Source organism: Amycolatopsis sp. NPDC006125 (genome assembly GCF_040614195.1).
Lineage (GTDB): Bacteria > Actinomycetota > Actinomycetes > Mycobacteriales > Pseudonocardiaceae > Amycolatopsis_E > Amycolatopsis_E tucumanensis.
In genome coordinates, this window is the sequence record NZ_JBEXTZ010000094.1 from 21,370 (window position 1) to 32,246 (window position 10,877).

Below are 10,877 nucleotides of genomic sequence, written 5' to 3' on the forward strand. Positions count from 1 at the left end.
GAGGTCCAGACTGTGAAGCCCGCCGCGTTCGCCTACCACCGGGCCCACGACGTCCCCGACGCCATCGGCCTGCTCGGCGAGCTCGCCGCGGCCGGGGAGGAGCCGAAGCTGATCGCCGGCGGCCAGAGCCTGGTCCCGATGATGAACTTCCGGCTCGCCCGGCCGACGGCACTGGTCGACCTGGGGCCGTTGCGCCGGGACCCGGCGCTGACCGGCCTGCGGCGCGAGGGTGCGCAGCTGGAGATCGGCGCGCTGGTCACGCACCGGACGGTCGAGGTGGCGAAGCTGGGGCCGGGCTTCGACGTGCTCTCCCGCGCCATGCGGTGGGTGGGGCACCTGCCGATCCGCTCCCGCGGCACGGTGGCGGGCAGCATCGTGCACGGCGACGCCACCGCCGAGTGGTGCCTGCTCGCGCTCCTGCTCGACGCCGTGATCGTCGCGGAGGGGCCGGGCGGGCGGCGGGAAATCCCGGCCGCGGAGATGTTCCACGGGTTCTACACCACCGCCGTCGAACCGGACGAAGTCGTGACGGCGGTGCGGTTCACGCGGCCTGCGCCGCGGGCGGCATTGACCGAGTTCGCCCGCCGCCACGGCGACTTCGCCATCGTCGACGTGGCGGTCAGCCTGGACGGCGACGGCAGCCGGGTGGTGGTCGGCGGGGTGGCGCCCGCGCCCGTCCGGGTCCCGGAGGCCGAGGCCGTCCTCGCCGCGGGCGACCCCGGGCCGGACCTGTTCGCCGCGTGCGCCGACGCCGCGGCCGCCGCGGTCGACCCGCCCGACGACGCCGCCGGCAGCAGCGCCTACCGCCGCCGGCTCACCCGGACCCTCGTCGCCGGTGCGCTGCACCAGGCCTGGCAGGAAGGAGTGACGCGATGAGCGACGCAGCTCCGGAGTTCGACGGGCGAGGCGGACGCTGGGTGGGCGCGTCGGTGCCCCGGCGGGAAGACCCGCGCCTGCTCACCGGCCGGGGACGCTTCGTCGACGACATCCAGCTGCCCGGCACCCTGCACGCGTGCTTCGTCCGCTCGACGATCGCGCACGGCCGGATCACCGGGATCGACCTGTCGGCCACCCTGGCGGTCGACGGGGTCGTCGCCGCCTACACGGCGGCCGACCTCGACCTCGGCGACATCGTCGCGCTGCTGGACCGCCCGCCCGAGGAGTTCGCGCCGACCGCGATGCCGATCCTGGCCAGGGAGAAGGTGCGGTTCGTCGGCGAACCGGTCGCGCTGGTCGTCGCCCGCGACCCCTACGTCGCCGAGGACGGCGCCGAACTGGCCGTGGTGGACTACGAGCCCCTCGGCGCGATCGTCTCCGAGGACACCGCGCTCGCTCAGGATGCGCCCCTGGTCCACGAGGAAGCGCCCGGCAACGTGCTGCTGGACGTGTCCATGTTCGACACCCCGGGGGTGGACGAGGCTTTCGCGGACGCCGGGTGCGTGGTCGAGGTCGTCACCCGCAGCGGACGGCAGAACGCACTCCCGCTCGAAACGCGCGGGGTGCTCGCGTCCTGGGACGACCACGACGACCAGCTGCTCGTGCAGATGTGCACCCAGGTCCCGCATCAGGTGCGCACCGCGCTCGCCCGCTCGTTGCGCGTGCCCGAGCGGACCGTGCGCGTCACGGTTCCGGACATGGGCGGCGGGTTCGGCCAGAAGTGCGTGGTCGGCCGCGAGGAGATCGCGGTCGCGGCCGCGGCCCGGCGGCTGAACCGGCCGGTGAAGTGGATCGAAGACCGGCGCGAGGCGCTGACGGCCGGATTCCTGGCCAGGGAACAGCGCTACCGCACCCGGGCCGCGTTCGACGCACAGGGGCGCATCACCGCGCTGGACGTCGACATCGTGTGCGACATGGGCGCCTACTCCTGCTACCCGTTCACCGCCGGGATCGAACCGCTGATGGCCTCGGCGGAGATGCCCAGCGTGTACCAGGTGCCCGCCTACCGGGTCCGGGCCCGCGCCATCACCAGCAACAAGGCGCCCACCGCGCCCTACCGCGGCGTCAGCAGGCCGCAGTACGTGATGGCGATGGAACGGGTCATGGAGCGCGCCGCCCGCGAACTCGGCCTCGACCCGCTGGAGATCCGGCGCCGCAACCTGATCACCCAGTTCCCCTACACCGGTGTCAACGCCGTCACCTACGACCCCGGCACCTACCGGGAATCGCTGGACCTGGCCGAAGCCGCCCTGCGTGACGAGGGGTGGTACGAGTTCCGGGACAAGGCCGCCGCCGAGGGCAGGCACATCGGCATCGGGTTCTGCTGCTTCTCCGAGCGCACCGGGTACGGGTCCGGCGCCTTCGCCAAGCGCAAGATGGCCGTGGTGCCCGGGTTCGACATCTCGGAGATCCGGATGGACACCACCGGCTCGGTCGTCGTCACCAGCGGCACCATGAACCACGGGCAGTCCCACGAGACGACGCTCGCGCAGATCGTCGCCGACCGGCTGGGGCTGCACATCGACCAGGTGAAGCTGCGCCAGGGCGACACCGAGCGCATCGCCTACGGGTGGGGGACCTTCGCCTCGCGGTCGGTGACCATCGGCGGCTCGGCCGTGGCGCTGGCGGCCACGCGGCTGGGTGAGCTGCTGTGCCGGATCGCGGCGCACCTGCTCGACACCCAGCCGGACAACGTCCGCCTCGACGGCGCGGGTGGTGTCGTGCAGATCGACGATCCCGGCCGCCGCGCGTCGTTCGAGGAGATCGCCGACATCGCCTACCTGCGCAGCCACCTGCTGCCCAAGGACGTCGAGCCGACGCTCACGGCCACCGCGAGCTTCGACGTGCCCGGCGACGGCACCTTCTCCAACGCCACCCACGCCGTGGTCGTGGAAGCCGATCCGGGCACCGGCGGCATCACGATCCTGCGGTATGCGTGCGTGGAGGACTGCGGCGTGGTGATCCACCCGCAGGTCGTCGACGGGCAGTGCCGCGGCGGGATCGCCCAGGGCATCGCCGGCGCGCTGTTCGAGGAGGTCACCTACGCCGACAACGGCGAACCGTCGGCCGCCAGCTTCATCGACTACCTCGTGCCGACCGCCACCGAGATCCCCGACATCACCGTCTCCCACCTGGAAACGCCCTGCGCGTTCACCGAAAACGGCGCCAAGGGCGCCGGGGAGGGCGGCACCATCGGCGCGCCGGCCGCGGTGCTGAACGCGATCAACGACGCGCTGCGCCACACCGGGGTCGAACTCGACACCACCCCGGTGCACCCGCAGACCGTGCTCGCCGCGCTCGACGCGGCAGGCGACCCGGAACGGAGCAGGCCCGCATGACCGACCGCCACCTGATCGTCCTGACCGTCAACGGCAGCGAGCACGAAGCCGTCGTCGAGCCGCGCAAAACGCTGCTGGACGTGCTGCGCCACGACTTCGGTCTCACCGGCGCGCACGCAGGCTGCGAGCACGGCGTCTGCGGAGCCTGCACCGTCCTCGTGGACGGCGAACCGGTTCGCGCGTGCCTCGTCTTCGCCGTGCAGGCCGAAGACGCCGACATCCGCACCGTCGAATCGCTCAGCCGGGACGGCGAACTCTCCGACCTGCAACAGGCCTTCCGCGAGCACCACGGTCTGCAATGCGGCTTCTGCACACCGGGGTTCCTGATGCTCGCCGAGGGTTTCCTCGCCCAGCGACCCGACGCGGACCGCGACGAGATCCGCGAAGCGGTTTCGGCGAACCTGTGCCGCTGCACCGGCTACCAGACCATTGTGGACGCCGTCACGGCGACGGCGGCCCGCCGCCGTGACACCGAGAAGGAAGCGACATCGTGATCCTGGAAAACCAGCTGTCCGTCCCGGCCGACCCCGACGCGGTGTTCGCCCTGATCAACGACGTCGAGCGGGTGGCGGGCTGCCTGCCGGGCGCGACCCTCGACGGCCAGGAGGACGGCGCGTACCTGGGCCGGGTCAAGGTCAAGGTCGGCCCCATCACCGCCGCCTACTCCGGCCGGGTGCGCTTCACCGAGGTCGACACCGCCGGGCGGCGGCTGCGACTGTCGGCGCGGGGAGCGGACACGCACGGCAACGGCGACGCCGAAGCCGACGTGACGCTGACCGTCCGCGAGGGCCCCGGCGGCGCCACCATCGACCTCCGCACCGACCTGTCGATCCGCGGCAAGCTCGCCCAGTTCGGCAAGAGCGCGATCAGCGCCGTCTCGGCCCGGTTGCTCGACCAGTTCGCCCGCAACCTCGCCGGCCAGCTGAGCGGCCCGGGGGAGGAGCCCCGCCCGGCCGCCGCCCCTGCGGCGCGCACGCCGGCCCCGGCCGACGGCGGCGAGTCCCTCGACGGGCTGGCGATGCTGCTTCCCCCGGGCGTCAAGCGGTACGCCCCGATCGCGGCCGCGGCGGCGCTGGGACTGTTCCAGGGCTGGCTGCTGGGCCGGATCCGCACCCAGGACAAACTGATCAAGGAGTTGCAGCGTGCCCGTCGATGACCATCGCGGACTGCACGGCGCGGAGACCGACGCCGTCTACGACCGTGCCGGGTTCGGCGCCACTGTCCCTCGTGGACAGTGCCCGGCCCTGGTCGTGGTCGACCTGACCCGCGGCTTCACCGAACCCGGTTTCCCGTCCGGGGCCGACCTCACCGCCGAAGTGACCGCGGCCGCCGCCCTCGTGAGCGCGGCCCGGCGCCGTGACATCCCGGTGGTCTATACCGCGATCAGCTACACCGCCGCCGAGGCCGACGGCGACGGTGTGGCCTGGCTCCGGAAAGCGCCGGGCATGCGCAGCCTCCGCGAAGGAAGCGACGCCGTCGCGCTCGACCCCCGGCTGGACTGCCGCGCGAGTGATCATCTCGTGCTGAAGAAGGGCGCGTCGGCGTTCCACGGAACCGGGCTGGCCGCACTGCTGACCGGCCTCGGCGCGGACACCGTGCTCGTCTGCGGCGCGACCACCTCCGGATGTGTGCGGGCGACCGCCGTGGACGCCGTGCAGTCCGGCTTCAACACGCTCGTCGTGCGCGAAGCGTGCGGCGACCGGGCGCGCGGGCCGCACGACGCCGCGCTGTTCGACCTGCACGCGAAATACGCCGACGTGATCGGCCTGGACGACGCCGTGGCCTACCTGGGCGCGCCCGATCGAGCCGGCAGAAAGGTTTCCTGACATGGTGTTCCCGTCCGAGTCCCCGGCCGCCCGCACGCTGACCCAGCCCGCGCTGGCCGACCTCGCCGACATTCCCGCGACCAGCCGCTGGGTCCGGTCGGGTGCGGTGCGGTTGCACGTGCTCGACTACGGACCGGACGACGGTGTCCCGGTCCTCGTGCTGCCCGGCATCACCAGCCCGGCGATCACGATGGACTTCGTGGCGCGGGAGCTCACCGATCTCGTGCGCCCGCTCGTGCTCGACGTCCGCGGCCGGGGACTGTCCGACAGCGCGGACACCGAGCCGGCGGGCTACGACCTGGACAGTTACGCGGCGGACGTCGACGCGGTCGTCTCCGGCCTCGGCCTGCGACGGCCCATCCTGCTCGGGCATTCGATGGGGGCGCGGATCGCGGCGCGGGCCGCCGTCACCGGCCGCCACGAGCTGCGCGGCGCGATCCTGGTCGACCCGCCGATGAGCGGCCCCGGGCGCGGCGCGTACCCCACCACGCTGGAGGCCTTCCTCGGGCAGCTCGACCAGGCCCGCCGCGGCACCGATGCCGACGAGGTGGCGCGGTCCTGGCCCCGGTGGCCGCGCCGCGAGCAGGAGCTGCGCGCGCGGTGGCTGTCGTCGTGCTCCCGCGCCGCGATCGCTGCCACCCACGCCAGCTTCGAGTCCGAGGACTTCTTCGCCGACTGGCCGCACGTGCCGGCCCCGGCGGTGCTCCTCTACGGCGGCGACAGCCCGGTCGTCACCGCCGACGGCGCCGCCGAAGCCGCCCGCGCCAACCCGGCCGCCGAACTGGTGCCCGTGCCCGGCGCCGGGCACATGGTGTTCTGGGACGAGCCCGAAACGGCACTCCCCACCCTGCGCGACGCGCTGCGGAAACTCTGAGCCCGGTCGCTCCACCCCGCGGCGATGCCACCGTCGACGAGGTCATCGAGGTGCCCGGCGCCGGCTCGCTGGTCGTCTGCAGCGTAGGCCGAACCCGCGTCCCTGGCCGGACTGCCCGGGTTCCGCTGACCGTCGGTTACCAGGCGAGCGTCGCGGGGGCCCGGGATCCACAACGCCGGCGTCTACACCGGCGCGCGCATCCTGCCCGTGAACTGGGCGGGCCGGCGCGCGACAGCGTCCTATTCGGACGGCAAGTTGTTCGTGACGGCGCTGGCGTTCGCGGTCGCCCGGCTGTGGCCCGGCGTGTCCGCGGCGGCTACTGGTACCACCAGCAGCCGCGCGAGCCGCACGCCGCCGCCGGGGACGAGCGGTTCCAGGACGAGCTCCTGGCCGAGCTCGCGGCCTTCACCGGGACCCGCCTGGCGTAGGGCTACCCCGCCCGCCCCAGCGCCCGCTCCGCGCGGCCGATCTCGTCGAGCTGTTCGAGGATCTCGCCGGGGGAGGACTCGCCGACGACCTTCTGCAGCAGCGGCGTGTGGTCGAGGACGAGGTCGCGCAGGGCACGCAGCGGGCGCGGCGCGTGGTGGAACACCTTGCCCAGCAGCCACGCCTGCTGCGACTGCCGCGCCGTGTGCGGTTTGCGCGGCGCCTCGAACGCCTCCAGCGCGCGGCGCACCGCGGCGAAGTCCGACAGGTCGATCCCGGCCAGCCTGCGGCCGAGGAAGTAACCGTCCTCAATGGCCATTCCCGCGCCGTAGGCGGCGTAGGGCGAAGTCGGGTGCGCCGCGTCGCCGACGAGGGTGGCGCGGCCGCGTGACCACTGCTTCAGCGGCTTGCGATCGCGCAGGACCCAGCGCTGCAGGTTCTCCGGTGGCGTGGCGGCGATCAGGCGCGGCAGCGGATCGGCGAACCCGGCCGCCAGTGCGGTGGCCGTGGCATGCGGGTCCCCGGTGAACTCGGCCGCCGCGTCGTGCGCGGTGAGCACCCACCACTGGAACCCGTCGCGGCCCTGGTGCCGGATCGAGGTCCAGCTGCCTTGCACGGTGCGGTCGTGGGACACCACGCACAGCCCGCGCTCAGCGGTTGCGTCGAAGGTGTAGCCGCCGAAGATGTGCAGGTGGTGCTCCCGCTTCGGCGACTCACCCCACAGGGTGCGCCGGACCAGCGAGTCGATCCCGTCCGCGCCGACCACCACGTCGGCCTCCAACACCTCACCATCGGCCAGCGTCAGTGAGATCCCGTTCTCGTCCTGCTCGACCGTCCGAACAGGACAGTTTACCCGCAGGACGCCGGACGGGAGCGCCGCCAGCAAGCGCTCGTACAGCGCGGGCCGGAGCAGCCCGATGAACCCGCCGCCGTAGTCGCGCACCACCTCGGCGGGCAGGTCGATCGACGCGCGGGTGCGGCCGGCGGCGGTGCGGAACTCCGAATGACACGGCGCGCCCAGGTCGGTCACGTCGACGCCGAGCAGGCCCAGCGCCTTGATGGGCGGTGGCCACAGGTTGAGGATGTTGCCCGCCGGCCGGGCCCGCGGGTAGCGCTCCAGCAGGACGACGTCGTGGCCGGCCTGGCGCACGGACAGCGCGGTCGCCATCCCGGCCGGGCCGGCGCCGATCACGGCGACGCGGTGGGTGGTCATGGTCCGGCTCCTCGTCGAGTCGAAGGTCAAACCGTAGCGATCGCTACGTTCTGTCGGAAGAATGAAGTGCGCGCTACGCTTCTGTCAAGCTCGGGAGAGGAGAACAGTGGGCAGTCCGGTGATCCGCCCGCCGCGGCAGAAGCGCACCCGGGAGGCGTGGAACCGCGTGCTCGACGCGGGTGTCGCCCTGCTGGAAGAGGGCGGCTACGAGGCCTTCACCATCGCCGCGGTCTGCGAGCGGGCGGGCGTGGCGCCGCGCGCGCTCTACGACCGGGTCGACGACAAGGACGCGCTGTTCCTGGCCGTCTACGAGCACGGCATCGCCCGGATCCGGGCCGACCAGGAGGTGTTCGCCGACGCCGGGCGCTGGGACGGGCTGACCCCCGAACGGCTCGTCCGGGACGCGGTCGGCGAGCTCGACGGGATCTTCACCCGGCACGCGAAGTTCCTGCGGTCGGTGGTGCTCATCTCCGGCGCCGACACCGAGATCCACCGCCGCGGCGCCCGCTACAGCCGGGAGGTCGGGGAGCGGTTCGCCGAGGTCGTGCTGCGCGCACCCGTGACGCACCCGGACCCGCCCGCGGCGGTCCGGCTGGTGTTCACCCTGTTGTTCTCGACGATGGTGGTGCGGACGGCCTACGGGCCGGAGTTCCCCGGCGGGCGGGACGGGCTGGACCTCGGCGACTTCGCCGTGCGGTACCTGCTGGGCTGAGCCGACGTTCGGGGGAAACCGGACGGTTCCGCGCCGCGCAGGGCGGCGTTGCCGCTAGCGTGATCATGCCCGCGCGAGCGAGGGGATGAGGCGATGCAGGCACCGTCGACGGTCGTGCAGCTCGCGCTGCTCGTCCTCCTCGTGCTGCCCGGCATCACCTACCAGTTCGTGCGCGAACGGCGGCGCGGGCCGGTGCCGGGGGAGCGCGACCTCGGCGAGCGGGTGCTGCGCGCGATCGTCGCCTCCATCGCCCTCGACGCCGCCTACGCCATCGCCGCCGGGCCGGCGCTCGTCCGCCTCGCCAAGGGCACCGGGCCCGGCGACTGGACCGGCTTCACCCAGCAGCCCCGCCTCGTCGGGGCGGTGGCCGTGTTGCTGTTCCTCGTCGTCCCGGCCCTTGCGGCCGCCGCCGTGTCGCTGGTGGAACGCCGCCGTCGTGGCTCGCGCTACCTGCGCACCCCCACCGCGTGGGACCACGCCTTCCAAGACCGCGAACCGTGCTTCATCCGCGTCCGCCTCAAGGACGGCAACTGGGCGGGCGGCTGGTACGGCCACCGCTCGTACGCCTCCTCCTACCCGCACCCGCCCGAGCTGTACCTCGAATCCGCGCGCGTGATGGGCCCGGACGGCACCTTCGGCGCACGTGTCCAGGGGACGGCGGGCCTGCGCCTGCGGGCGGAGGACTTCGACGTGCTGGAGTTCGTCGAACCGGACCAGGGGAAGGAGCAGTGATGGAGCACGAACTCACGCCCGAAGAGCTGGAGATCCTGCGCACGAGCGTGCCGCGCGGCTACACGCCCAAGCGCGAGGTCACCGAACCCGACGAGCCGCCCGCCGGATCCGCGGGCACCTCGCAGGCCGCCGAGGACTGACCCGTGACCGACTGGGGGAAGCGGTTCTGGGACGCCTACCGGGTGGCGCGGCACAGCCCGGACCCGGCCTCGGTCCAGACCGCGATCGAGTGCGGCCGCAAGGCGCTCGCGACCGAGCACGGCGACGAGCGCACCACCTACCTGTCCAACATGGGCGGCCTGCTGCAAACCCGGTTCCACCAGACCGGCGACCTGACCTACCTGCAGGAAGCCGTCACCGGGCTGTTGGAAGCGGTCCTGCTGTCGGCGGAGCGCGGGGCCGAGGAAGCCTCCTACGCCAACAACCTCGGCATCGTGATGCACACGGCGTTCCAGCACAACCAGAACCTGGACACGCTGGACCAGGCAGTGTGGTGGAGCCGTCGCGCCGTCGACGGCGCGACGCCCGAGGACAAGGCCGACTACCAGGACAACCTCGTGGTCGCGCTGCTGACGGTCTTCACCGCCACCGGCGACGAGGCCGCGCTGCGGGAAGGCATCGAGCAGGCCCGGGACGCGGTGCGCAACTCGCCCGACGACGACCTCGCCGGCCGCAGCCTGCACTTCCTCGCGGTCCTGCTCCGCCGCTGGTTCACGCACACGGGCGATCCCGCGGTCCTGCCCGAAGCCCTCGACGCGGCGCGGCGCGGCGTCGAGCTCAGCCCGCCCGGCTCGGCCGAGCAGCTGGACCGGCTGGCGTTCCACTGCCAGCTCCTCGACGACCGCCACCGACTCACGGGCGCCCGGGACGACCTGGCCGAGCTGCTCGAAGCCCGCACGACCCTGCTCGCGCTCACCCCGCCCGGCGACCCGAGGTACTCGCGGTTCTCCACGAACCTGCTGTTCACGCAACGCGAATGGACCGCGCTCACCGGCGAACCCGCCGAACCGGCGAGCGGAAGCCTGGCCGAGCGCGCCGGGGTGGAGGCGGAGACGTGCGGGAAGCTCGCCGCCGAGTTCGGCCGGACCTGCGACCCGGAACTGCTGGAACGCGCCATCCGGCACGGCCGCGCCGCGATCGCCGCCACCCCGGCCGGGCACCCGCACCGGGCCGAGCGGCTGGACCACCTCGCCGCGGCGCTGGCCCAGCGCGGCGAGGCGTTCGGCGACCTGGAGGCGCTCACCGAATCCGCGGCGCTGCAACGGGAAGCGGTCCGCTGCGCGCGGACGGGGGACCCGCGGCGGCCCCAGTACCTGGGCAACCTTGTCGTCACCCTGAACGCGTTGTTCGTCGCCACCGGCGAGCTCGCACCGCTGACCGAGGCGATCGACGTGGCCCGCGAAACCGCCGCCACCACCGCCGGGCACCCCGACCACCCGGTGGTCCTCGCCAACCTCGCCGCGACCCTGCACCACCGCTTCCGCGTCACCGGCGAGCTGGGCGTGCTGACCGAGGCGATCGACACCGCGCGGGAATCGGTCCGCCTCGGCGCCGGGCGCGTCACGGGGCACGCCAACCACCTCGGCAACCTCGCCACCATGCTGTCCGACTGGTTCGAGCGGACCGGCCGGGCCGAAGCCCTCGACGAGGCGATCCGCGTCCACCGCGCCGCCGTCGACGCCACCGCTGTGGACGATCCCGACCGGGCGCTGCGCCTGGCGAACCTGGGCGGCGTCCTGGGCACCGCCTACGCCCGGTTCGGCGACCAGAACGCCTTGCGCGACGCGATCGCCGCCCGTCGTGCGTCGGTGGCCGCGGC

At 73.4% G+C, this 10,877-nt stretch carries 11 protein-coding genes and 1 pseudogene; 11 read left to right on the plus strand and 1 reads right to left on the minus strand.

Annotated features, from left to right (window positions below):
• Positions 1 to 12 precede the first annotated feature (12 nt).
• The 7 genes from ABZ193_RS34455 (at position 13) to ABZ193_RS34485 (ending at position 6,403) form a co-directional block, all read left to right on the plus strand.
• Positions 13 to 876 (plus strand): FAD binding domain-containing protein, encoded by an 864-nt coding sequence (locus tag ABZ193_RS34455; protein ID WP_354712821.1) that lies wholly within the window; start codon positions 13 to 15, stop codon positions 874 to 876.
• Positions 873 to 3,275 (plus strand): xanthine dehydrogenase family protein molybdopterin-binding subunit, encoded by a 2,403-nt coding sequence (locus tag ABZ193_RS34460; RefSeq protein WP_354712822.1) that lies wholly within the window; start codon positions 873 to 875, stop codon positions 3,273 to 3,275. The genes ABZ193_RS34455 and ABZ193_RS34460 overlap by 4 nt, the downstream gene beginning before the upstream one ends.
• Positions 3,272 to 3,769 (plus strand): (2Fe-2S)-binding protein, encoded by a 498-nt coding sequence (locus tag ABZ193_RS34465; RefSeq protein WP_020415993.1) that lies wholly within the window; start codon positions 3,272 to 3,274, stop codon positions 3,767 to 3,769. Before ABZ193_RS34460 ends, ABZ193_RS34465 begins: the two co-directional genes overlap by 4 nt.
• On the plus strand, positions 3,766 to 4,431 hold the full coding sequence (locus ABZ193_RS34470; protein ID WP_354712823.1) for an SRPBCC family protein: 666 nt from the start codon (positions 3,766 to 3,768) through the stop codon (positions 4,429 to 4,431). Before ABZ193_RS34465 ends, ABZ193_RS34470 begins: the two co-directional genes overlap by 4 nt.
• The gene (locus ABZ193_RS34475) at positions 4,418 to 5,101 is read left to right on the plus strand and encodes an isochorismatase family protein (RefSeq protein WP_354712824.1); all 684 of its coding nucleotides are present in this window, start codon (positions 4,418 to 4,420) and stop codon (positions 5,099 to 5,101) included. Before ABZ193_RS34470 ends, ABZ193_RS34475 begins: the two co-directional genes overlap by 14 nt.
• A gap of 1 nt (position 5,102) precedes the next feature.
• The gene (locus tag ABZ193_RS34480) at positions 5,103 to 5,975 is read left to right on the plus strand and encodes an alpha/beta hydrolase (protein WP_354712825.1); all 873 of its coding nucleotides are present in this window, start codon (positions 5,103 to 5,105) and stop codon (positions 5,973 to 5,975) included.
• Positions 5,976 to 6,268: 293 nt separating this feature from the next.
• Complete coding sequence (locus ABZ193_RS34485; RefSeq protein ID WP_354712826.1) at positions 6,269 to 6,403, plus strand: hypothetical protein; 135 nt, start codon at positions 6,269 to 6,271, stop codon at positions 6,401 to 6,403.
• 2 nt (positions 6,404 to 6,405) lie between these two features.
• Here the strand turns inward: ABZ193_RS34485 and ABZ193_RS34490 are convergent, their stop codons facing one another.
• Entirely contained in the window at positions 6,406 to 7,614 is a 1,209-nt protein-coding gene (locus ABZ193_RS34490) for an NAD(P)/FAD-dependent oxidoreductase (RefSeq protein ID WP_354712827.1), read from the minus strand.
• Between the two features lie 106 nt (positions 7,615 to 7,720).
• On the opposite strand from ABZ193_RS34490, the gene ABZ193_RS34495 reads away from it, so the two are divergent.
• From ABZ193_RS34495 to ABZ193_RS34510, 4 genes and pseudogenes are all read left to right on the plus strand, one after another.
• Complete coding sequence (locus ABZ193_RS34495) at positions 7,721 to 8,326, plus strand: TetR/AcrR family transcriptional regulator (RefSeq protein WP_354712828.1); 606 nt, start codon at positions 7,721 to 7,723, stop codon at positions 8,324 to 8,326.
• A gap of 93 nt (positions 8,327 to 8,419) precedes the next feature.
• Entirely contained in the window at positions 8,420 to 9,058 is a 639-nt protein-coding gene (locus tag ABZ193_RS34500; protein WP_354712829.1) for a DUF6338 family protein, read from the plus strand.
• On the plus strand, positions 9,058 to 9,198 hold the full coding sequence (locus ABZ193_RS34505; RefSeq protein ID WP_020415985.1) for a hypothetical protein: 141 nt from the start codon (positions 9,058 to 9,060) through the stop codon (positions 9,196 to 9,198). The genes ABZ193_RS34500 and ABZ193_RS34505 overlap by 1 nt, the downstream gene beginning before the upstream one ends.
• Before the next feature lie 3 nt (positions 9,199 to 9,201).
• Positions 9,202 to 10,877, plus strand: a pseudogene (locus ABZ193_RS34510) (CHAT domain-containing protein); the annotation flags it as partial.

Excerpts from the sequence above, each read along its gene's own strand:
- ABZ193_RS34505 (WP_020415985.1), top strand. The coding sequence starts at position 9,058 with ATGGAGCACGAACTCACGCCCGAAGAGCTGGAGATCCTGCGCACGAGC.
- ABZ193_RS34460 (WP_354712822.1), top strand. The coding sequence starts at position 873 with ATGAGCGACGCAGCTCCGGAGTTCGACGGGCGAGGCGGACGCTGGGTG.
- ABZ193_RS34490 (WP_354712827.1), bottom strand. The coding sequence starts at position 7,614 with ATGACCACCCACCGCGTCGCCGTGATCGGCGCCGGCCCGGCCGGGATG.
- ABZ193_RS34500 (WP_354712829.1), top strand. The coding sequence starts at position 8,420 with ATGCAGGCACCGTCGACGGTCGTGCAGCTCGCGCTGCTCGTCCTCCTC.
- ABZ193_RS34480 (WP_354712825.1), top strand. The coding sequence starts at position 5,103 with ATGGTGTTCCCGTCCGAGTCCCCGGCCGCCCGCACGCTGACCCAGCCC.
- ABZ193_RS34465 (WP_020415993.1), top strand. The coding sequence starts at position 3,272 with ATGACCGACCGCCACCTGATCGTCCTGACCGTCAACGGCAGCGAGCAC.